The 21739-nt window shown below is 73.7% G+C and carries 15 protein-coding genes; 8 read left to right on the forward strand and 7 right to left on the reverse strand.

Annotation, left to right across the window (positions count from 1 at the left end; genetic code table 11):
- Positions 1-5: 5 nt before the first annotated feature.
- Both ACFVU9_RS00685 and ACFVU9_RS00690 read right to left on the reverse strand, forming a co-directional pair.
- Complete coding sequence (locus ACFVU9_RS00685) at positions 6-308, reverse strand: acyl carrier protein (RefSeq protein WP_387588586.1); 303 nt, start codon at positions 306-308, stop codon at positions 6-8.
- Positions 305-4753 (reverse strand): amino acid adenylation domain-containing protein, encoded by a 4449-nt coding sequence (locus ACFVU9_RS00690; RefSeq protein ID WP_387588588.1) that lies wholly within the window; start codon positions 4751-4753, stop codon positions 305-307. Before ACFVU9_RS00690 ends, ACFVU9_RS00685 begins: the two co-directional genes overlap by 4 nt.
- A gap of 514 nt (positions 4754-5267) precedes the next feature.
- On the opposite strand from ACFVU9_RS00690, the gene ACFVU9_RS00695 reads away from it, so the two are divergent.
- Positions 5268-8141, forward strand: coding sequence for an SdrD B-like domain-containing protein (locus ACFVU9_RS00695; RefSeq protein WP_387588590.1), 2874 nt, complete (start codon positions 5268-5270; stop codon positions 8139-8141).
- Positions 8142-8233: 92 nt separating this feature from the next.
- Positions 8234-8995: a hypothetical protein gene (locus ACFVU9_RS00700; protein ID WP_380444846.1), complete on the forward strand. Its 762-nt coding sequence runs from the start codon at positions 8234-8236 to the stop codon at positions 8993-8995.
- Positions 8996-9164: 169 nt separating this feature from the next.
- On the opposite strand, the gene ACFVU9_RS00705 is transcribed toward ACFVU9_RS00700, so the two are convergent.
- Positions 9165-10487 carry a right-handed parallel beta-helix repeat-containing protein gene (locus tag ACFVU9_RS00705; protein ID WP_387588592.1) on the reverse strand — a complete coding sequence of 441 codons (1323 nt, stop codon included), beginning with the start codon at positions 10485-10487 and terminating at the stop codon, positions 9165-9167.
- Positions 10488-10518: 31 nt separating this feature from the next.
- Between ACFVU9_RS00705 and ACFVU9_RS00710 the strand changes: the two genes are divergently transcribed.
- On the forward strand, positions 10519-11721 hold the full coding sequence (locus ACFVU9_RS00710; protein WP_387588594.1) for a Dyp-type peroxidase: 1203 nt from the start codon (positions 10519-10521) through the stop codon (positions 11719-11721).
- Between the two features lie 10 nt (positions 11722-11731).
- On the opposite strand, the gene ACFVU9_RS00715 is transcribed toward ACFVU9_RS00710, so the two are convergent.
- From ACFVU9_RS00715 to ACFVU9_RS00725, 3 genes are read right to left on the reverse strand one after another with little or no spacing between them, the layout of a single operon-like run.
- Positions 11732-12844: a hypothetical protein gene (locus tag ACFVU9_RS00715; RefSeq protein ID WP_387588595.1), complete on the reverse strand. Its 1113-nt coding sequence runs from the start codon at positions 12842-12844 to the stop codon at positions 11732-11734.
- Entirely contained in the window at positions 12837-13556 is a 720-nt protein-coding gene (locus ACFVU9_RS00720; RefSeq protein ID WP_387588597.1) for a TIGR03943 family putative permease subunit, read from the reverse strand. The genes ACFVU9_RS00715 and ACFVU9_RS00720 overlap by 8 nt, the downstream gene beginning before the upstream one ends.
- Complete coding sequence (locus ACFVU9_RS00725; protein ID WP_387588599.1) at positions 13553-14572, reverse strand: permease; 1020 nt, start codon at positions 14570-14572, stop codon at positions 13553-13555. Before ACFVU9_RS00725 ends, ACFVU9_RS00720 begins: the two co-directional genes overlap by 4 nt.
- A gap of 142 nt (positions 14573-14714) precedes the next feature.
- Here ACFVU9_RS00725 and ACFVU9_RS00730 point away from each other — a divergent pair, with 142 nt between their 5' ends.
- Entirely contained in the window at positions 14715-14858 is a 144-nt protein-coding gene (locus ACFVU9_RS00730) for a hypothetical protein (protein WP_387588601.1), read from the forward strand.
- 42 nt (positions 14859-14900) lie between these two features.
- Here ACFVU9_RS00730 and ACFVU9_RS00735 read toward each other — a convergent pair whose 3' ends face one another.
- Positions 14901-15503, reverse strand: coding sequence for an SRPBCC family protein (locus ACFVU9_RS00735; protein WP_387588603.1), 603 nt, complete (start codon positions 15501-15503; stop codon positions 14901-14903).
- 180 nt (positions 15504-15683) lie between these two features.
- Here ACFVU9_RS00735 and ACFVU9_RS00740 point away from each other — a divergent pair, with 180 nt between their 5' ends.
- From ACFVU9_RS00740 to ACFVU9_RS00755, 4 genes are all read left to right on the forward strand, one after another.
- Positions 15684-16334: a TetR/AcrR family transcriptional regulator gene (locus ACFVU9_RS00740; protein WP_380444838.1), complete on the forward strand. Its 651-nt coding sequence runs from the start codon at positions 15684-15686 to the stop codon at positions 16332-16334.
- An 86-nt stretch (positions 16335-16420) separates the two neighbouring features.
- Positions 16421-17398 (forward strand): prolyl aminopeptidase, encoded by a 978-nt coding sequence (pip, locus tag ACFVU9_RS00745; RefSeq protein WP_380444837.1) that lies wholly within the window; start codon positions 16421-16423, stop codon positions 17396-17398.
- A 131-nt stretch (positions 17399-17529) separates the two neighbouring features.
- Entirely contained in the window at positions 17530-18123 is a 594-nt protein-coding gene (locus tag ACFVU9_RS00750; protein ID WP_380444836.1) for a fasciclin domain-containing protein, read from the forward strand.
- Between the two features lie 261 nt (positions 18124-18384).
- Positions 18385-21739 (forward strand): glycine-rich protein (locus ACFVU9_RS00755; protein ID WP_387588606.1); only part of this gene is annotated, 3355 nt, incomplete at its 3' end.

The following is a 21739-nucleotide window of genomic DNA, read 5'->3' on the forward strand; positions in this document are numbered from 1 at the left end:
TCACGTCACCTCACCTCGGCCGTTCCGGCGGTGCCGGCGTCAACGGTGCCGGCGTCAAGGGCGTCCGCCTCGGCACCGGCCGACGCCAGGTACTCGGCCAGGCCCTCGATCGTCGGGTGCTCCAGGATCTCCTTGGGCCGCACCTGCCGGCGCAGCTTCGTCCCGAGGTCGGCCGCCAGCACCAGGGTGGTGGCCGAGTCGACGCCGAGCGCGGTCAGCGGGAGCTCGGTGCCGACCTCCTCGACCGCGATGTCCAGCAGTTCGGCGATGTAGTCGGCGAGCCACTCGACGAGCCTGTCGCGTGTCACACGTCCTCCTGGGGTGCGTCGGATGCGGGGGAAGCGGTCGCCGGCACGTCGAGCGGGTTCGCCGGGCCGAGCTGCGGTTCGAACCACGCGTCCACGTCGGCCACCGTCGAGTTCTGCAGGACGACGGCGACCGGCACCTCGACGCCGAAGGTGCGCTGCAGGGAGACGGCGATCCGGGCCGCGAGCAGCGAGTCGCCGCCCGCCTCCAGGAAGTCGTCGGCGAGGTCGATCTGGTTCACGCCGAGGATCGAGCGGTAGATCTCGACGAGCTTCGCCTGCCGGTCGGTGACCGGCGGACGCACCGGCCGTCCGCGCTGCACGCCCCGGGCGCCGGCCTTGGCGAGGACCGAGCGGTCGATCTTGCCTGTGGCGCTGAGCGGCATCCGCTCCAGCGGGCTGAGCCGCGCCGGGACCATGTGCTTGGGCAGGTGCGCGGCCGCGTGCGCGAGCAGCGCGTCGCGGTCGAAGCGCCGCTGCTCCGCGGGGCCTTCGGCGGCCAGGACGTCGAAGCCGACCGCGGCCGGTCCGTCGCCGTCGCGGGTGAGCACCGCGGTGTCGCCGTAGCCGCACTCGGTGAGCAGCCCGGCCCACTGGGGGCAGTCGAGCAGTGGGTGGCCCCAGGTGCGGAACGCGGTGTCCGTCCAGCCGTCGAAGCCCTGCTGGAGGCCCATGGTGAGGTCGAACCACGGGTGCATGGCGGTCTGTTCGACCATCAGCAGCAGGCCGCCGGGGGCGAGGACGGAGCGCAGGGTGCCGAGGCTGGTGGCGATGTCCCGGGTGTCGTGCAGGACGCTGGCGGCGATCACGAGGTCGGCCGACAGGCCGTCGTGGCCCTGGAGTTCGGGCTCCTGGTCGAGGTTGAACAGCCCGTAGCGGACGAACTCGTGCTCCCCGAAGTTCTCCTGGGCGCGGTCGGTGAAGTAGGTCGAGATGTCCGTGAACAGGTAGTCGGTGCGGTCGGCGGGCAGCAGCGGCAGCAGGTGCTGCGTGAGCGTGCCGTAGCCGCCGCCGACCTCGACGACGCGCAGCGGGCGGTCCGCCGGCCAGTCGGCGACGAGCCGGGCCACCGCCTCGGTGGCGACGGCGTAGGCGGGGCCGAAGAGGCGGGCGTACACCTCGGGCGTGCGGTCCGAGGCGTAGAGCTCGGCCGAGTGCAGGGACTGGGTGAGGACGGCGGCGACGTTGCCGGCCAGCGAGAGCATCCAGTCGATGAGGTCCCCGGGCACGTCCAGGGTGCCGCCGAGCGCGGCGCGGGCGGCGTCGGCGACGGTGTCGGGGACGGACTTCGGGAACTCGACGGCCACTTCGAGGCCGTCCTCGGTGGTGCGCAGGTCGCCGTGGCGCACCAGGGCGTCGGTGGCGCGGGCCAGCCAGCGTTCGTAGCGGGTGGCCACGCCGGCCGCGGTGGCGGCGGACGGGTCGAAGCGCTCGCCGGGCAGGTGCGGCAGGCCGAGGGTGCGGAAGGCGACGGCGGCGGCCGCGGCGTGCAGGTCGTCGAGTGCGGACCAGGCGCCGAGCAGGGTGTCGGCGTCGGGGCCGGGGGCGGCGAAGGTCGCGGCCGAGGCGAGGGCCGCGCGGCGGCGGTCGGTCTCGGCGGCGTCCGCCGTCTCGGTGACCAGCAGGGAGCCGTCGGCGCGGTCCGGCACGACGTAGCCGAGCAGGCGCGCGTTGGTCGGGTCGTCGGCGGACTTGACGACGACGGCGTTCTCCACGCCGGGGTGGCGCTGGAGGACGGCCTCGACCTCGCCGCACTCGATGCGGTGGCCGCCGATCTTGACCTGGCCGTCCCGGCGGCCGAGGAACTGGAGCACGCCGTCCGGCAGGTAGCGGCCGAAGTCGCCGGTGCGGTAGAGCCGTTCGCCGGTGCGCGGGTGGTGGACGAAGCTCGCTTCGGTGCGCTCGGGGTCGCGGAAGTAGCCGCGGGCGAGGCCGGCGCCGGCGATGTAAAGCTCGCCGGGCACCCACACCGGGCACGGCTCCATGCGCTCGTCGAGCACGTGGAAGGCCTGGTTGCGCAGCGGCTTGCCGTACGGGACGCTCGGGCAGCCCTCGGGGACCTCGTCGGCCGGGTGCCAGTTGGACCAGATGGACGCCTCGGTGGCGCCGCCGAGGCTGATCACGCGGGCCTCGGGCCACAGCGCGAGGATGCGCTCGGGCAGGTCCAGCGGGATCCAGTCGCCGCTGAGCAGGACCAGGCGCAGGCCCTCGGGGACCTCGCCGGTGAGCTCGACGTGGTCGACGAGCATCTGCATCTGGGCCGGGACGGAGTTCCACACGGTGACGCCGTGCCGGGCCATCAGCTCGGCCCAGTGGCTCGGCTCGCGGCGCTTGTCCTCGTCGGGCAGCACGAGGGCGCCGCCGGCGAGGAAGGTGCCGAAGAGGTCGTAGACCGAGAGGTCGAAGCCGAGGTCGGCGAGGCCGAACACGCGGTCCCCGGGGCCGACGCCGAAGCGCTCGTTGATGTCGGCGACGGTGTTGAGCGCGGCCCGGTGCTCGATCATGACGCCCTTGGGGCGCCCGGTCGAGCCGGAGGTGTAGAGGACGTAGGCGAGGTCCTCGGGCCGGGCGGCGTCCGCCGGGGCGGCCGGGTCGGCGGCGCCCTCGACGTCCAGCCTCGGCAGGCCCTCGGGCCAGTCCGGCGCGTCCAGGTGCGCGGCGTCCGTCACGACGGCGAGCGCCTCGCCGTCGGTCAGCAGCGTCGACCGGCGGGCGGGCGGCAGCGCGGGGCCGACGGGCAGGTAGGCGGCCGAGGCGAGCAGCACGCCGTGGGCGGCGGCGACCTGGTCCGGGCCCTTGGGCAGGGTGATGCCGACCAGGCGGTCGCGCAGACCGGTGCCGTCGGCGGTGCGGCGGACCCGCTCGGCGACGGACGCGGCCTGTGCGGCGAGGCCGCCGTAGGTGACCGTCCCGGTGCCGTGGATCACGGCGGGCCGCTCGGGGTGCTCGGCGGCGCCCTTGAGCAGGCCCTGGTGCAGCAGGCCCCCGGGCAGTTCGCCCGCGGTGTCGTTCGCGCCGTCGCGCTCGGTGGCCTGGCCGGCGGGCAGGGCGAGGGCGGGGCCGGCCGTCCAGACCGCGTCGTCCTCGGCGAGCGCGCGGACCGCCGCCGTGTAGGTCGCGAACATGTCGTCCAGGAGTCCTTCGGGGAAGAGCTCCTCGACGGCGTCCCAGGTGAGGTCCAGCGAGCCGGTGAAGTCGACCACCTGGTGGTCCAGCCACACCTGCGGGGTCTGGCTGAGCCGGTAGGTGATGTCGCCGAAGTAGGCCATCGGCCCGGAGACGTCGGCGACGGTGCCGAGGCCGCTGGTGAAGACGACCGGCATGGTCTCGAAGTTGGTCTGCAGGCCGCGCCGGCGCCGCTCGCGCAGCGCGTGCAGGGCGCTGACGTAGCGGTGGCGCAGGTCCTGCTGGAGCTGGGTCTGGGTGCGGGCGACGCGGTCCTCGAAGGGGAGGTCGCCGGTGGTGTCCATCTCCAGGAGGCAGATCGAGGTGAAGTCGCCGATCAGGTTCTGCAGGTGGGGGTGGACGGTGCGGTGGCCCTTCGCGTTCTCGGCGAGGAGCAGCGGCAGGCGGTTGAAGAGCGTGAGGTTCAGTGCGAACTTCGGCGTGCCGCTCCACATCCGCAGGGTCTCGGCGAAGACCGTCGCCAGTACGGCGGTCGGGGTCAGGCCCGCCTCCTCCGAGCGCTCCTGGAAGCGCTGCCACAGCTCCGGCGGGAGGTGGTACTCGCGGTGCGTGAAGCGCGGCTTGGGTATGCGCGCCGGGGGCTTGGCCAGCGGCAGCTCCGGCGGCGGGGCGAGCTCCTCGGCGCGGGAGACCCAGTACTCCATCGAGCGCTTGTGCCGCGGCGACTGGGTGCCGTTCTCCAGCGCGAGGACGTAGTCGCGGAAGGAGACGTCGACCGGCGGGAGTTCGGCCCGCTCGTCGCGGCAGAGCGCGCTCCACTCGCTGAACAGCCCGGCGATGCTGGCCAGGTCGACCATGAGCAGGTCGAGGCTCACGTGCAGCCGGTCGTGCTCGGGCAGGCGGGTCAGCCGGATGTCGAACAGCGGCCACACGGAGGGGTCGTAGACCCGCTCCGACAGGTCCAGGCGGACCTCGGCGAGCCGGGCCTGCGCCTCCTCCGCGGGCACCTGGGACAGGTCCTCGAAGGCGATCTCGAACGGCGGGGCCTCGGCGAGGATCTGCTGCTCGCCGCCCTCGTGGACGACGGCCCGCAGCATGCCGTGGCGCTCCAGCAGGCGGCGCCAGGTGCGGTTCAGCAGGTCCGGGTCGAGCCGGCGGCCCTCCAGCTCGAAGTAGGCGTGGGGCGCGACGTTGCCGAGGACGAAATTGGGCCCGCGCCCGACCCAGTACGCGTACTGGATCTCGGTCAGCGGGAATGGTTCATTGGCTTCGGGTGACTCGCCGGGACAACAGCCACCGTCGGTGTTCTGTCCGCTCCCCATCTGGCTTCTCCCATTCCTGGTGCTATCGAGCGCAAACGTGCGGGATCCCGGTGAGGACGTGATCTCGCTGCGGGGGTGATCTCGGTGCGGGCGTCCGGCCGCCGGTGCGGCTCGGGAAGATGTGGCTCCGGTGGAGGAGCGCTGTCAGTGAAACCGCCGTCCCGGAGGGGTGTCAAGATCTTCCCGGTCGTCGCACCAGCCACTTTGCAAACATCTGACACTAGGTCAACTCTGCCCGGTTTGTCGCATATTGGGGAAGCTTTGGCGGCCTCAAAGAAGCGCTTGGAGTCGCCATTCGGCGTGTGTGAACAAGTGCCGGGGGAGATGTGTCTATTCGCGGAAGTGTTCGACGGTGGCTCCGGGCTCTGTCTTATGAGCCGTCAAAGTTCCCGTTCTTCATCCTGATTGCGTCAAGCCGCTTTAAGCTCCCGTTAAGGATGGCGGTTTCCCGCCACCCCGTGAACTCTCCAACGAGCAAGGGCCGCAGCGCCCTTCTGGACGATGAGAGCAGGGGATGACGACGACAGACGAAGAGCCCAACGGCACCGCGCGCGGACCGGGCCGGGGCCGCGCGCGCAGATCCGCCCGCCGCGCGGCGGGCAGCGTCGCGGTGCTCGCCGTCGGGGTGGGCGGCTGCTCGCTGCTGGCGGCCCCGGCCGCGTTCCCGCAGACGGGCGACGGGTCCGTGACGGTCCGGGTGGTCCGGGCCGTGGACACGAGCGGCGTGTACAAGTCCGCGCTGGAGCCGGGCATCGCGGGCGTGAAGGTGACGCTGACGGACGACGTCGGCGTCGGCGTCGAGGGCACCACCGCGGCCAACGGCATGGTGACGCTCGCGCCGGCCACGAGCAAGGCGACCGGCGGCAAGTACCGCGTGCAGGTGGTGAATCCGAAGCCGGGCGTGCTGTTCCCGGCCTTCGCCTCCCGTCAGGGGCTGGACGGCGCGCCCGGCCGGCTGAGCAGCAACGAGGAGTTCGTCGACCTCTCCGGCGGCAGGAACGTGTCCTACACCACCGGGCTGTGGAACCCCGGTGACTACTGCCAGAAGAACGCGCCGCTGGTGACGACGTGCCAGCCCATGGCCCGCGAGGGCGGCGCACAGCGCACGCTGGTCTCCTTCCCGTACAGCGCGCGCGGCCAGGACGGCGAGGGCGTGAACGCCACGACCATCGCCACCAACGCCGAGACCGGCACGCTGTTCGGCATCGCGTGGAACAAGGCCGACCGGCGGGTGTTCTCCTCGGCGGTCGCCAAGCGCACCACCGGGTACGGTCCGGGCGGCGCGGGCGCGATCTACGTCACCGACCTCGCGCAGAAGACGACGACGCTGTTCACCACCGTCCCGGACGCCGGCACGAGCGTCCACGGCGGCGGCACGGACGACGCCTTCGTCGACGCGCCGGGCAAGGAGAGCCTCGGCGGCATCAAGATCACCGACGACGGCAAGGACCTGTTCGTCGTCAACCTCGACGACCGCAAGCTGTACCGCTACGACGCCACCGTCCCGAGCGCCGGAGCGCCGTCGGCCGCCTACCCGATCCCCGACCCGGGCTGCCCGGCGGCGGGGGACTGGCGCCCGTTCGGCCTCGGCCTCCAGGACGGCACCGGATACCTCGGCGGGGTGTGCTCCGGCGAGTCCACCGGGAAGCTCACCGACGTGCGCGCGGTGGTCCTGCCGTTCGACCTCGGCACCGGGGCGTTCGGCAAGCCGGTGCTGGACCAGCCGCTGGACTACCCGCGCAAGTCCACCGTGGGCTCGGGCCCCTGCGACGGCGCGGGCTGGTTCCCGTGGACGAGCACCTACCCGACGGCGCAGAACGGCCGTCCGTGCGGTCTCGGCACCATGGCCAACCCCGAGCCGGAGCTGGGCGAGATCGGCTTCGAGACCGACGGGTCGATGCTGCTGGCCTTCCGCGACCGCTTCGCCGACCGCGCGCCGGGCGCGGTCGGGCCGGGCGCCCCCGCCCGCGTCATGTCCGGCGGCGACCTGAACAAGGCCTGTCCGGTGCACGGCACCTACGTGCTGGACACCAACGGCGGCTGCGGCCTCGCCCCCCGGGGCAACCGGTTCTTCGACACCGCCTGGGCCGGGGTGGGCCACCACAACACGGCGTTCGCCGGCATGGCGCTCTCCAAGGTCGAGGACACCATCGCGGTCTCCGCCTTCGACCCCAACCACACCGCCCTCGGGTACGGCACGTCGTTCCTCCAGCGGGCGGACGGCAAGCAGGACCCGCAGCTCGGCTTCCGGCTCAACCCGCCCAGGGACAACGCGCCGTTCGGCAAGGGCGCCTCCATGGGCGACCTGGAGGTCCTGTGCGACCGGGCGCCGCTGCAGATCGGCAACCGGGTCTGGTACGACCCCGAGCGCAAGGGCATCCAGAACCCGGGTCAGCGCCCGGTCCCGGGCGCCACCGTCAACCTCTACGACGAGTCGGGCAAGGTCGTCGGCACCACGAGGACGACGACGCGGGGCGAGTACTACTTCGACGACTCCGACGTCACCGGCGGCCTCAAACCCCGGACGAAGTACACGATCCGGATCGACAACCCGGCGGACTACGCCAAGGGCGGCCCCCTCTACCAGTGGGTGCCCACCGCCGCCGACGTCGGGGACAACCACTTCATCGACTCCAAGGGCGTCGTCCCGGCCGGGGCGAGGTTCCCCGAACGGTCGCTGACCACCGGCGGACCGGGCGAGAACGACCACACGTACGACTTCGGCTACCGGCAGCAGGAGGGCGTCCTGCGGGTCGTCAAGAACGACCAGGACGGCAAACCGCTGGCCGGGGCCACGTTCCGCCTCTGGAAGGAGAGCAACGGCACGGACGGCCTCCAGACCGCCGGGGACAAGCCGGACACGCCCGTCGGTGAGCCCTGCACCACCGGGGCGGACGGCGTGTGCCAGGGCAGCGGCACACCCGGGACGTACTACTGGCAGGAGGTGAGCCCGCCGGACGGCTACTCCGCGCCGGACCCGTCGGTGTCCGCACCGCTCGTGCTGACCGCGGACAACCTCGACGCGGGGGTCTCGGTGACGATGGTCAACCGGCTCATCCCGACGCCCACCCCGACGCCCACGCCCACGCCCACACCGACATCCACGCCGACGCCGACTCCGGTGCCGACCGGTACGCCGTCGCCGTCCTCGCCGTCCTCGCCGTCCTCGCCGCCGGCGCAGACCGGCCCGGCCGTGCCCGGTAGCCCCGGCAACCCCGGTAACCCGGACTACCCGCTGCCGCCGGCCGCACCCCGCCCGGTGCCCGGCACGTTGCCCGGCACCGGCGCGAGCGGGGCGCTCCTGCCGGCCGTGGCCGGTGCGGTGGTGCTCACCGCCCTCGGCGCGGCGCTGCTCGTGCTGACCCGCAGGCGCAGGTCCAGGCGCTGACGGTCCGGAAGGGCTCGATCGGGCGGGTCTCCCGGAGGTGTCCGGGAGACCCGCCCGACGGGCGTGACTCACCTGAGAGGGAAAGCAGCCGCATGCCCCGCAAACCACGCCGCTTCCGGCTCGGAGCACTCGTCGCCGTCGTCGTGTGCGCCCTGGCCGCCGGCGGATTCGTCGCCTACCGGACGGTCTCCGACGGGACGGCGGAGCGGCCGGTCACCACGGACGAGGCGTCCAGGCTCGCCCTGTCGCGACTGAACCTCTACCAGGTCAGTCCGGTCGGCGTGGTCCTCACCGCGGCCGAGGGCGGGGGAGTGGAGATCCGCGTCGAGGGCGTCGTCGACTACCGGACCCGCCGGGGCGTCGGCCGCTACACGACCACCGGGCCCGGCGCGCAGCCGGACCGCGGCCTCATCGTCTGGGACACCGGTGGCCTCGGCCTCGCCCCCGAACCCACCGGCGACAAGGGCGAGTTCTGGGAGCAGGCCGAACACGTCCCCCGCTCCGGCTGGTCGCCGCGCACCTACACGGCCGACCCGCTGGACTCCGGCCTCCAGCTGATGGTCCAGCTCGGCGCGGACCGGCCCGACAACCCGCTCCTGCTCGCCCAGTCCGGCGCCCGTTGGCTCGGCCCGGACCGCATCGACGGCCGCGGCTACGACCGCTTCGCCGGCCCCCGCGCCCAGGGCGCCGCCCCCGACGGCGGCCGCTCGCCCCTCACGTACTGGGTCGACGGCGACGGCACGCTGCGCCGCGTGACGATGCGGCTGCCGGGGCTCGGCACGCCGACCGCCGTCGAGTTCAGGGGGCGCGACGGCGGGGCGAAGCTCCCCGAAGCACCGTGGCTCACCGGCTGACGCACGCCCCGGTGCCCGGCTCCTCGGGGCCGCACGCCCGCACGCCGCGACCGAGGGCCTCCGACTCGCCGTCCCCGCCGAGGAGGTGCAGCTCAGGACGACCATGCGGATCTACGGCGTGCACGGGCTGCCCGTCACCCGGACGGCGACGGCGTGGCGGCTGGTGGGATCAACTCGGCTGCGGCGGAACGGCGGTGACGTCGGTCGGCAGCGGGTACGCGTCCGCGTCCACCGCCCCCGGCAGGCCGGTGGCCGGGCGGCCGGGCGCGGACGGGTCCGGCAGCGACGGCTGCGCGGGCGGCGCGGCAACCTGGCTGAACGGCACACCGGGCGGCGCCTGGACCGGGGCCGCCCGCCCGCCGGGCACCGGCCCGCGGCCCTGGGCACCGCACGCCGCCAGGCCCTCCAGCCCGTCCGGGCTCTGGACGGCGGGCTGGTTGCCGCCGAAGCAGTTGCCCGGGTCGGCCGAGGCCAGGACGAGGTCGGCGCCGTTGCCGTCGGTGCGGTTGCCCTCGACGCGGTTGCCGCTCGCCGGGTGCCCGGCCGGGTCGGTGACGATCACGCCGGCCGCGCGGTTGCCCCGGACGAGGTTGCGCCGAACCAGGTTGGCCGTACCGCCGCCGATGCCGATACCGATGCCGAAGCCCCCGTCCGCCTGTTCGGGGGTGTCGGAGGCGTTGTTGTCGGCGACGACGTTCCCGGCGATCACCGCGCCGTGCTGCGGGGCGAGCGCCTCCAGGTCGTTGGAGTTGACGGTGATGCCGACCCGGTTGCCGACGACGCGGTTGCCCAGCACCGACAGCCCGTCCGAGGCGTTCGTCAGCTCGATGCCGACGGCGTTGCGCTCCACCGTGTTGCCGCGCACCAGCGTGTCGCACGGCTTGCACTGCCCGACGTAGATGCCCGAGTCGGCCTGCCCGGAGGCGTACGAGTCCTCGATCACGCCGCCGCGCGCGTCGAACGCGTAGATGCCGTACAGCCCGTTGCCGTACGCCGTCACCCGGCTCGCGCGGAAGCCCTGGACGACCGGGAAGCGGGCGGTGTCCAGGGGGTCGTACGCGGAACCGCCGGCGCCGTGTTGCTGCAGCTTCTCGTCGGTGACGCCCGTGAACAGCACGCCGTTGGCGAGGTAGCCGTGGACGGTGAGGTTCTCGACCACCGAGCCGGGCCCGGTCACGGTGACGCCGTTGACCAGCTTGAGGCCGCCGTCGAGGACGACGCCGTTGCGGTCGGTGCCCCGGAGGGTCAGTCGCGCCTTGGTGACGCGGACGCTCTCGCGGTAGACGCCGGGGGAGACGAGGACGGTCTCGCCGTCGCGGGCCACGTCGACGGCCTTCTGGACGGTGGGGAAGTCCTGCGGCACCCGCAGCACGCTCCCGGCCGGATGCTTCGCGGCGTCGGAGCCGGAGCCTGCGGAGGAACACCCGGCGGCCGCCAGCGCGGTGGCTGCCAGCAGCGCGGCGAACACACGTCCCGAGGAGAGGAGTTGCATAGTCAGTGTTCTATCGTCTCCAATAGCGCGCATGCCCACCGAACCGGAAAACGCGCAGCAACCGGACCGCGATGCCGCCCCCGGGCTCGGCCGGCGCAGGGCGCTGTTCGCGGCCGGTGCGGTGCTCGCCGCGGGTGTCGGAGCGGCGGCCGGTCAACTGGCGAGCGGCGAGGTCGAGTCGGGCCGCCCGGTGGCACGCCCGCCCGCTCCGACGCCCTTCCACGGCGTCCGGCAAGCAGGATTGACGTTCCCTCAGCAGGAGGCGACCCAACTCCTCGCCTTCGACCTGCCCCAGAACTCCCCGGCCGCCGACCGGGAGGCCCTGCGCGCCCTCCTCGCCGAGCTGACCCGCGTCCTCTCCGGGGCCGTCTCCGACCTGCCGCCCGACCCGCGCCTGGACCGCGGCGCCGGGAGCCGACTCACGTCACTGGTGGGCGTGGGCCCCGCGATCGCGTCCCGGCTGGGCCTCGACGTCCCGCCCGCCCTCGGGGAGTTGCCGCCCTTCCCCGGAGACCACCTGGACCCGGCGCGCAGTGGCGGCGACCTGCTCCTGCAACTGTGCGCCGACGACCGCTGGACCCTGGCCGTCGCCGCCGAACTCGTCGCCGCGGCCACCCGTGCCGCCGGCGCCACGCCCCGCTGGTCGCAGTCCGGATTCCTGCCGCCCACACCCTCCGGCGTCACCCCGCGCAACCTCTTCGGCTTCAAGGACGGCACGGCCAACCCCGACGACGAGACCGCCCGCCAGTGGGTCTGGGGCCCGCCCGGCCCGCACGAGAACGGCACCGTCCTCGTCTACCGCCGCATCCGCATGGACACCGCCGCCTTCGCCGCCCTCCCCGCGGAGCGCCGCGACCAGGCGATGGGCCGCCGCGCGACCGACGGCGCCCCGCTCACCGGCACCACCGAGCACGAGGACCCGGACATCTACGCCAAGAACCCCGACGGCTCCTACGTCATCCCCGCCACCGCCCACGTCCGCCTCTCCAGCCCCCGCCTCGACGGCGGCGCCCGCATGCTGCGCCGCGGTTACAGCTACGACGACGGCCCCACCGACCGCGGCCTGCTCTTCTGCGCCTTCATGCGCGACCCCGCCCAGTTCACCCGTGTCCAGACCCGCCTCGCCGCGCGCGACGCCCTCAACCCGTTCCTGGACCACACGGCCTCCGCCGTCGCCTACGTCCTGCCCGGCGCCCGGGAGGGCTCCGTGCTCGGGGAGCACCTCTGGGCGTGAGCCCTGTGCGCTAACGTCCCGCCACGGCGGCCGGGTCGGGTGCGTCCGTCGGCGCGAGGGTGCGGAGGCGGGCGAGGACGGCGGGGTCCTGGGCGTCGAGCCAGTCGGCGAGCTGACGGAAGGACACGCAGCGGACGCCGTCGCGGTGGCACAGGTCCTTCATCGCCGCCTCGGCGGCCTGGAGCCCGGCGTCGTCCCCGGAGCCCAGGTCGGTGTCGAGGACGAGCGGTGCGCGGGTGCCCCGGTAGGCGCGGTCGAAGGCGCTGCGGTACGCCTGCGGCGTCCGGTCCGTGGCGAGCAGCGGGAATTCCCAGATCCCGTCCGTCCGCGCCGGCCAGCGCGCGGTGTCGTCCCGCGAGCCCACGTCGTAGCGCCAGCCGGCGTCCTGCTCGGCGGGAAGCAGGTTCTCCCGGCCCTCCAGGCACGGCGCCCGGCCGCCGACGAGCTCCGTCTGGTAGTCGAACGGCAGCGGGGGCAGGTCGGCGAAGCCCGTCCCGGTCTTCCAGAAGTTCACCATCGAGTAGCCCTGGCCGATCTCGCTCCGCCAGTCGGCCGTCGACCAGTCCCGGCCGCCCTTCGGCCCGCAGAACTGTCCGATGAAGCCGTCGGCGATCTCGTCGCCGTCCAGCCACGCGCGGCCGACCTGCTGGAGCGTGGCCCGTACCTCCCCGTCGGCCGGGAAGGGGACGGCGGCGGCGCCGACCTCGTGTTGCGGCGGCTGGTACTGCCAGCGGACGGAGGCGGGGAGCAGGTCCACGCCACGGAGGAAGAACGTGACGTCGGCGCCGTTCGCCCTGGCCGCTCCGCGGGCGCGGGAGAAGAGGTGGCCGTCGCCCTCGGCGGGGGAGCCGAAGGAGAAGACGACGAACTGTGGCGGCCGCTCACCCGGTCCGAGCCGGACGGGAGTCGGCTGCCCGGGCTGCGGGCCGGTGTCGGAGGTCGAGCCGTCGCCGAGCACGGTGACGGCCGGCGCGTCCGCCGCGGGTGGTGCGGCCTGCCCGCCGTGGCGGTCCGGGACGGACGGGATGAAGGCGAGCGCGGCGACGACGCCGAGCGCGAGCACGGCCGCCGCACCGCGCCGGGGCTGCACGCGTGCCGCCGGTTCCGACGGGTGCTCACTCATACGGGTCTCCCGGTTCGGCGATGCGGCGGACGCGGTCCGCGGCGAGGGCGGGCACGGCACCGCTCCGCCCGTCCGGCTGCCACGTGCCCGTCACCTCGACCCACGTCCCCTCGGGCGGTGCGTCGACGTCGTGGACCTCGACCTTGCTGGTCTGCGCGTCGGCGGCGCAGCAGGTGATGGTCAGCCGGGTGAGGTACCAACTCCCGCCGCCGGGGCCGGGCGTGGCGAACCCGGTGAGCCGGACCTGCCGTCCCTTGAGCGAACCGCTGGTGTCCCAGACGGCGCGGGCGTCGAAGTCGGCGAGCCGCAGGGCGACCGGCCCGTTCGCGGGCAGCGGCCCGAATCCGCCTGCGGGGTCGGCGGGTTCGGCGGCGGTGCTGTCCGAGTGCTGCGCGGTGAAGGCTCCCAGTGCCCGGGGCTGGAGCAGGTAGATCGCGAGGACGGGCAGGAGCAGCAGCCACGCGGTGCGGGGAGCGCCGTGGCCGTGGTCGTGCCCGTCCTCGGCCCCGGTGCGCCGACCGGGGCGCAGCAACTCCTGTGCGGCGACGGCCGCACCGACCAGCCCGACCACGACGAGCAGCAGGCCGCTCGCGATCAGGTACGGCCGCAGCTCCTTGCGCACGTACCGCAGGTACAGCTCGCTGAAGAGCGAGATGTGCAGCACCGCCGCCCCGAGCAGGACGTGCAGCAGCGCCCGGACTTCGCGCCTCACAGGAGCCACCACCCGGTCAGGGACGCCGCGGTGACGGCGACGACGAACGTGGCGGCGCAGAAGCGCCACGCGAAGGCCCGGCCGAAGGTGCCGGCCTGGAGGGCGATGAGCTTGGCGTCGACCATCGGCCCGACGACCATGAAGGCGAGCTTGGCGGTGGTGGAGAAGCCGGTGAGTCCGGCGGCGACGAAGGCGTCCGCCTCCGAGCAGACGGCGAGCAGCACGGCCAGCACGGCGAGTACGAGGACGGAGACGCCGGGCAGTCCGGCCAGGTCGCCGAGCAGGCCGCGCGGCACGGCGACGTTGAGGGTGGCCGCGGTCATCCCGCCGATCACCAGGAAACCGCCGGCGTGCAGGAAGTCGTGCTCCAGCGAGGCCCGGAAGGCGGGCAGGCCGGTCGGGCCGCCGGGCGCCGGCTTCGGCCGCAGCCACTCCGGGCGGCCGAACCGCGACCAGAGCAGCCCCATCGCCACGGCGGTGGCCAGCGAGGCCAGGAAGCGCGCGGCCACCAGCTCGGGCTGCCCCCGGAAGGCGACGGCGGTCGCCACGAGCACGACCGGGTTGACGGCCGGCGAGGAGAGCAGGAACGCCAGCGCCGCCGCCGGAGCCACCCCACGGGCGATCAGCCGCCCGGCCACCGGCACCGACGCGCACTCGCAGCCGGGCAGCACGACCCCGGCCGCGCCCGCGATCGGCACGGCGAGCAACGGGTTGCGCGGCAACGCCCGTTCGAGCCACCGGGCCGGGACGAACGCGGCGATCGCGGCCGACAGCACCACGCCGAGCAGCAGGAACGGCAGCGCCTGTACGCAGACGGCGACGAACACGGCCCCCCACGCCTCCAGCCACGCGGGCCCCGTCCGGTCACCGAGGACCTGCCGCCCGACGAGCACGGCGAGCATGCCGACGACGAGCAGTCCGAGCGAGCCGATCCGACGGCCGCGTTCGCCGGGTGCTTCTTCCTCGACCGGCCGCGGCCGGGGCGGCCGGGCCTCGACGGCGGTCTCGTCAGCCATGGGCGGCCGGACGCTCCTTCGCTCACAACGCACGGGTACGACCGCCCTCCACGGCGCGGCCGCGGTGAGTCTAGTGCGCGTACCCGGGAGGTCCTTCCCGCCCTACGCTCCCGCGCGGTACCCCCGGAGGAGTCCGGTCAGGATGTCGGCGAGCCGCGGTGCGACGTCGATCACGGCGTGGGCGAGCTCGTACTGGCAGGAGTTCAGCGCCCGCAACCGCGGCGAGTCGACGCCGCTGTGGGACGCGCTGATGCCCCGGCCCGAGGCGGCGGGCGAGGCCGCGTAGCTCGGACCGGGGGCCCGGACCGGGGGCCCGGACCGGGGGTGCTCAGTCGTCCTGCGCCTCGGCCGCGGCCTTGAGGTCGTGCAGCCAGGCGTCGAGCCCGGCCCGGAGGATCGCCGTCGCGGCGGGCACGTCGGCGTCGACCTGGGCGCCGGTGTGGGTCTCCTCCGTGCCCACGAGGACCCCGCCGTCGACCTCCGCGACGTTCCACACGTGCACGCCGTCGATCCGCAGCCCGTCGGCGACGGCGGGCCCGGTCCAGCGGATGCAGGCGCCGGGCCGGATCTGCCGGACGGTCGACGTGATGTCCAGGCCGGTCGCGGTGGTCGCGGGGTTCGGCGGAATCGGCGTCGTCCAGTGGAACGCCGACCCGCGCCGCAGCACCCCGCCGTCGAGCCGCTCCGCCGAACCGACGGCCGCCTGCCAGGAGGGCCAGCCCTCGACGTCGGTCTGCAGCCGCCAGACGGTGCCGAGCGAAGCGTGCACGACGGTCGAGGCCCGATAGCGGACGGCGGCCCTCGGGTCGACGCCCTCTCCGCGACACGTCAGCGAACTCCGGGCGGAGTCGGCAGAGGCGGGCGAGGCGACGACGCCGAGGAGGCTCGCGGCAACGGCGGCGCCGGCCAGGGCGGTGCGAAGGCTGGGCATGGTGCTCCTCCAACGATTGGGTGAGTGGCCATCGTGAGCGGCATAGCCACTCGCTGTCGTTATAAGTTCTAACTCTCGGCGGGCGACAGGTCAAGGGATCCTGTGGCGCCTGCCGGCGCACAGTGGTCGTGATAGCTTCTAGCGAAACCTTCAGCGTGTAGCGACGGGAGCTGGGCGGCCATGGCGACGACCGGTGCGGACACCCCGCGGGAGCGGTACCGGGCGCAGGTGCGGGCGGAGGTCAAGCAGCACGCCTGGGAGCAGATCGCCACGGCCGGGGCCTCGGCGCTCTCGCTCAACGCGATCGCCAAGCGGATGGGCGTGAGCGGGCCGGCGCTCTACCGGTACTTCGCCAGCCGGGACGACCTCATCACCGAGCTCGTCCGGGACGCCTACCGCGGACTCGCCGACACCCTCGGTGCGGCCGCCGCCGCGGGTACCGACCTGCCGGGGCTGGCGCACGTGCTGCGCGCGTGGGCGCTGGAGGATCCGCACCGGTACTTCCTCATCTACGGCACCCCCGTCCCCGGCTACCACGCCCCCGACGACACCACCGCCGTCTCGGGCGAGATCATGGCGGTCCTCCTCGACGCCTGGACGGCCTTCGCGCCGGAGGGGCCCGCGACGGCGTTCGACGCCCACCTCGCCGACCACCGCGCCTGGGACGGCGGGCACCCGGCCCCGCCCGAGGTGCTGCACCGGGCGCTGTCCTTCTGGACCCGCCTGCACGGCGTCCTGTCCCTGGAGCTCGCCGGGCACTTCACCGGGATGGGCTTCGATCCCGCGCTGCTCTTCGCCGCCGAGCTGGACGACCTGCTGGGCCGCTCCTGATCCGCTCCTGATCCTCTCCTGACTCACCGTCAAGTCGGAAACAAATCGGATGAGTTCGACCCCCGTCGGCCGTAGGCTCGACGGTTATGGTTGATCTCTATCCTCCGACCGAGCCCTACGACACCGGATTCCTCGACACCGGGGACGGCAACCGCATCTACTACGAACAGCTCGGCAACCCCGAGGGCAAGCCCGCCCTCAACGTCCACGGCGGGCCCGGAGCCGGCGCGATGCGCAGGCCCGCCCGCTCCTGGGACCCGGAGTGCTACCGCTTCATCCGCTTCGACCAGCGCAACTGCGGCCGCAGCACCCCGCACGCCAGCGACCCGGCCGCCGACATGAGCCTCAACACCACGCAGCACCTGATCGACGACATGGAACGGCTGCGCGAACACCTCGGCATCGACCGCTGGTTGCTCAACGGTGCCTCCTGGGGCTCGACCCTCCTCCTCGCCTACGCGCAGCAGCATCCCGAACGCGTCACCCAGATCGTCGTCGCGGCCATCACGACGACCCGGCCCGCCGAGACCCAGTGGCTCTACCAGGGCGCCCGGCGCTTCCAGCCCGAGGCCTGGGACCGCTTCCGCGACGGCGTCCCCGAGGACGAGCGCGCCGCCCTCGGCGATGACTGGCGCAGCCTGCTCGCCGCCTACTCCCGCCTCATGGAGAACCCCGACCGGGCCGTCCGGGAGAAGGCCGCCGCCGACTGGCTCGCCTGGGAGGACGCCGTCATCTCGGGCGAGCCCAACAACAGCCCCGGCATGTACAGCAACCGCGAGGTCGACGACCGGATCGCGTTCGTCCGCATCTGCGCCCACTTCTTCGGCAACGGCGCCTGGCTGGAGCCCGACCAACTGCTGCGCGACGCCCACAAGCTGGCCGGCATCCCGGGCGTCCTGGTGCACGGGCGGCACGACATGGGCGGCCCGCCGGACACGGCCTGGGAACTGGCCAAGGCGTGGCCGGACGCCCGCCTCCACATCATCGAGGACTCCGGGCACGCCGGCAGCGACGAGCTGAACCAGGTGGTCCGGACGGCCATCGAGGACTTCAAGCACCTCTGACGGCCGACGGCGCCGCACGGGTGACGGGCGGTGCGGTGCGGGCCCTACCTCCCGGGCGGCGGCCCGGCGCGATGTCACCATCTGGGCGTATCCGGCACGATTCGACCGGTTCCCCCCAGGAGGACCTCCGCATGAGCCGTCGCACCCACCGCCCCGCCCTCCTCGCGGCCCTGGCGCTCGCCCTCGCCCCGCTCGCCGGCTGCAGCGGCGTCGGCGTCGGCGGGGCAGGCCCGGTGGCCGTCGCACCCCCGCCGCCGGAGAAGGCCTTCGGCCAGGCCTGCGCGGCGATGCCCGGTCAGGGCCCCGGCAGCCTCGACGCGATGGGCGGCACACCCGTGCTGACCGCCGTCGACCAGACCAAGGACCTCTCGCAGCTGTCCGCGCTGGTCAAGACGGCCAAGGCCAAGGACATCTTCGACTCGATGGAGAACGTCACCGTCTTCGCCCCGAACGACGCGGCCTTCGCGAAGCTGCCCGAGGACCAGAAGAAGGCCCTCGCCACCCAGCAGGGCGCCGGCGACCTCGTCCGCAAGCTCATCGTCGTCCGCGACCTGCGCAAGGACGACCTCCAGGACAAGCAGTACAACACCCTCCAGGGTGCCGTCATCAAGGCCACCGGCAGCGGCGAGGACTACCGCATCGGCGGCGCGCAGGTGCTCTGCGGCAGCATCAAGACGGCCAACGCGCGCCTGGCGATCCTCGACACGGTGCCGGCCTTCGGCTGACGCTCCTTCATCGTGGTGGGCCGGTCCCGGCGGACCGGCCCACCTCCGTTTCCGCCCCCGCCCGCATGCTGCGCCGAACGGTGTCCGGCTGTGGGCCGAAAGCGCGGATCTTGGTCCGAAAATACGATGACACGATCCACGGTTGTCCTTACTTGCGCTTTACCTCGGCTATCTCTGATCGCGCACGCGTGCATTCGCGTGACTGTCGTGTTGCCCGCACATCTGCGCCCGTAGGTGCGCGGTCGCGAGAGGAGACGCCGGATGGCTCCGGTGAGGTCGTTGCTCGGCGGTCGGTTCTCGACGGCGATGCGGGGCGTGCTCGCGCTGCTGTGCCTGGTGCCCCAGGGCGGGCTCGCGCTCGCCGCCGCCCCGCCCGCGTACGCGCCGCAGGGGCTGCCCGGGGAGCAGCGGGCCCTGGTGGCCTGCACGCCGTCCAGCGGCTTCACCAACTGCACACGGTTCACGTACAGCGGCGGCGACCAGACCTTTACCGTGCCGGCCGGCGTGAGCAGTGTGTACGCCCGCGTCTTCGGCGCCGGGGGCGCGGGCTCCCCGCGCGCCTACTACACCGGCCAGTACGGCGGCGGTGGCGGCGGCTACACCACCGGCACCCTGGCGGTGACGCCCGGTCAGGCCCTCACCCTCACCGTGGGGCAGGGCGGGCTGATGAACAGCACCAGCTCTACGTACGGCGGCGGCGGCGCGGGCGGCCAGGGCAAGACCCAGGCGAGCGGCGGCAGCGGCGGCGGTCTGAGTGCCGTGTGGAACGGCGCCTACGGCACCAACCCGCTGCTCATCGCCGGCGGTGGCGGCGGCTCCTCGCCCGGCGCCGACGCCCTGACCCCGGCGGCCGGTGGTGGCGGCGGCACCAACGGCGGCCAGGACAACCAGCCGACCGCCTCCGGCCGGGGCGGCACCCAGACCGCGGGCGGCGCGGGCGCCACCCAGACCGCCTGCGCGGCCACCGGCGCCGGAAGCCAGTACCAGGGCGGCCGCGGCGCCAGCGCAGCACTGTACGAGGGCGGCGGCGGTGGTGGCGGCGGCTACTACGGAGGCGGCGGCGGTGCCTGCCAGCGCGGCGGTTCCCTCGACCCCAACGGCATGGGCGGCGGCGGCTCCGGCTACAACAAGGGCACCGGAGTCGGCAACACGCAGACCTCCAACGGCACCAACAGCACCGGCAACGGCGTGGGCGGCACCTCGGGCGGCCGCACCGACGCCCAGTACGTGAGCGGCAGCGGCATCGGTGACGGCGGCGGCTACGCGGACGGCGGCAACGGCGAGATCGTCATCGAGTGGGTGACCCAGGTCGGCCTGTCCGTCCAGAAGACGGCCTCGCCGACCACGTACGTCCCGGGGCAGGCGCTGACCTACACCGTCGTGGTGAGCAACGCGGGCCCGGCGCCCGCCGTCAACGCGGCGGTCCGGGACGCCCTGCCGTCCGCGCTCTCCGCCTTCACGTGGACCTGCTCGGCCGCTTCCGGCAACAGCTGCGGAGACGCGAGCGGTACCGGCAGCATCGACACGACGGCGACGATCGCGGTCGGCGGCAGGGTCACGTACACCGTCACCGGCACCGTCCCGTCGTCCACCACCGGAACGCTCTCGAACACCGCGACGGTGACCAGGCCGAGCGCCACGACCGACGCCAACTGCGGCCCGACCTGCTCCAGCACCGCCGACACCCCCGGACGGGTCACCACCGGGCTGTCGGTGACCAAGACACCGGACAAGAACCCGTACGTGCCCGGGCAGCCGCTGACCTACACCGTCGTGGTGAAGAACGACGGTCCGTCGGACGCCGTCGGCACCTCGGTCAAGGACAAGCTGCCCAACGCGATCCAGGCCTTCACCTGGACGTGCAAGGCCTCCGGCGGCAGTAGCTGTGGCAGCACCCCCTCCGGCACGGGCGACATCGACACGACGGTCGACATCCCGGCGGGCGGCCAGGTGACCTACACGCTGACCGGTACGGTGCCGTCGGACGCGAACGGCTCGTTGGACAACCGGGCCACCGTCACCCCGCCGAGCGGCGCCACCGACCCGAACTGCTCGCCGAAGTGCACCAGCACCGCCAACCCCATCCCGCCGGGCGGTCAGGCGAACCTGGTGGTCTCCAAGACCCTCCTGACCAGCCCGGTGGTCCCCGGGCAGCAGATCACGTGGCAGGTGAAGGTCACCAACAACGGCCCGTCCCGGGCCCGCAACGTCGTCGTCACGGACCAGGTCCCGACCGGGGTGTCCGGCGCCGCCATGGTCAACGACCAGGACAGCGGCTCCTGCACGATCACCAACGGCACGGCGACCTGTCCCGCCGTCGAGATCCCGGTGAACAGCACCGCCAGCTGGACCCTGAGCGGCACGCTGTCCTCCGACGCGACCACCACACCGACCAACTCGGCGACCGTCACCGGCGGTCCCGACCCGTCCGCCTCCACGCGCACCGCCGTCGCCTCGCCGACCGCCACGCCCAGCCCGCAGGCCAACCTCACCATCTCGAAGACGCTGCTGACCAGCCCGGTCGTGCCGGGCGCACAGATCCAGTGGCGGGTGACGGTCACGAACAACGGGCCTTCACGGGCGCGGAACGTCGTCGTGACGGATCAGGTGCCCTCGGGCGTCATTGGCGCCTCGATGGCGGCGTCCGACGGGACCACCTGTCCGATCGGCAACGGTGTCGCCACGTGCCCGGCGGTGGAGATCCCGGCCGGGTCGTCCGCCACCTGGACACTGAGCGGCACGCTGGACCCGAACGCGACCACGACCCCCACGAACACGGCCGTCGTCACCGGCGGTCCCGACCCGTCCGCCACGGCCCGCACGGCCGTCGCCTCGCCGTCCTCCTCCCCGACGCCGCAGGCGAACCTGACCGTCTCCAAGGCGCTGCTCACCAGCCCGGTCGTGCCCGGTGCGCCGATCCAGTGGCGGGTGACGGTGACCAACAACGGCCCGTCGCGGGCGCGCAACGTCGTCGTCACGGACACCGTTCCGGCGGGTGTCACCGGCGCATTGATGAAGGCCGACGCGGACGGCACCAGTTGCCCGATCAGCGGTGGTGTGGCGACCTGTCCGGCGGTGGAGATCCCGGCCGGTTCGTCGCCGAGCTGGACCCTGAACGGGACGCTCGACCCCAACGCGACCACGACGCCGACCAACTCGGTGACCGTGACGGGCGGTCCCGACCCGTCCGCCTCCACGCGCACGGCGGTGGCCTCGCCGACCGCCACGCCCGCGCCGGAGGCCGCCCTCCAGGTCAGCAAGACGCTGGTGACGAACCCGGTGGTGCCCGGGCAGCGGATCCAGTGGCAGATCAACGTCTTCAACGCGGGCCCGTCCCGGGCCCGGAACGTCGTGGTCACCGACACGATCCCGGCCGGGGTCGACAACCCGACGATGACGGCTCCGGGTGGCACGCAATGCCCGATTGCGAGCGGCGTCGCGACCTGCCCGGCGGTGGAGATCCCGGCCGGCCAGGCGCGGACGTGGACGCTGAGCGGCACGCTGGACCCCGACGCGACGGTCACGCCGACGAACTCGGTGACGGTGACGGGTGGTCCGGATCCGTCGGCGTCCTCGCGTACGGCGGTGGCTTCGCCGTCGTCGTTGCCGATTCCGC

The sequence above is a fragment of the Kitasatospora sp. NPDC057936 genome, assembly GCF_042887525.1.
Lineage (GTDB): Bacteria > Actinomycetota > Actinomycetes > Streptomycetales > Streptomycetaceae > Kitasatospora.

Coding starts and splice junctions, on each gene's coding strand:
- pip (WP_380444837.1), top strand. CDS start 16,421: ATGGTTGATCTCTATCCTCCGACCGAGCCCTACGACACCGGATTCCTC.
- ACFVU9_RS00715 (WP_387588595.1), bottom strand. CDS start 12,844: ATGAGTGAGCACCCGTCGGAACCGGCGGCACGCGTGCAGCCCCGGCGC.
- ACFVU9_RS00740 (WP_380444838.1), top strand. CDS start 15,684: ATGGCGACGACCGGTGCGGACACCCCGCGGGAGCGGTACCGGGCGCAG.
- ACFVU9_RS00730 (WP_387588601.1), top strand. CDS start 14,715: ATGTCGGCGAGCCGCGGTGCGACGTCGATCACGGCGTGGGCGAGCTCG.
- ACFVU9_RS00695 (WP_387588590.1), top strand. CDS start 5,268: ATGACGACGACAGACGAAGAGCCCAACGGCACCGCGCGCGGACCGGGC.
- ACFVU9_RS00725 (WP_387588599.1), bottom strand. CDS start 14,572: ATGGCTGACGAGACCGCCGTCGAGGCCCGGCCGCCCCGGCCGCGGCCG.
- ACFVU9_RS00735 (WP_387588603.1), bottom strand. CDS start 15,503: ATGCCCAGCCTTCGCACCGCCCTGGCCGGCGCCGCCGTTGCCGCGAGC.
- ACFVU9_RS00710 (WP_387588594.1), top strand. CDS start 10,519: ATGCCCACCGAACCGGAAAACGCGCAGCAACCGGACCGCGATGCCGCC.
- ACFVU9_RS00705 (WP_387588592.1), bottom strand. CDS start 10,487: ATGCAACTCCTCTCCTCGGGACGTGTGTTCGCCGCGCTGCTGGCAGCC.
- ACFVU9_RS00690 (WP_387588588.1), bottom strand. CDS start 4,753: ATGGGGAGCGGACAGAACACCGACGGTGGCTGTTGTCCCGGCGAGTCA.
- ACFVU9_RS00750 (WP_380444836.1), top strand. CDS start 17,530: ATGAGCCGTCGCACCCACCGCCCCGCCCTCCTCGCGGCCCTGGCGCTC.
- ACFVU9_RS00700 (WP_380444846.1), top strand. CDS start 8,234: ATGCCCCGCAAACCACGCCGCTTCCGGCTCGGAGCACTCGTCGCCGTC.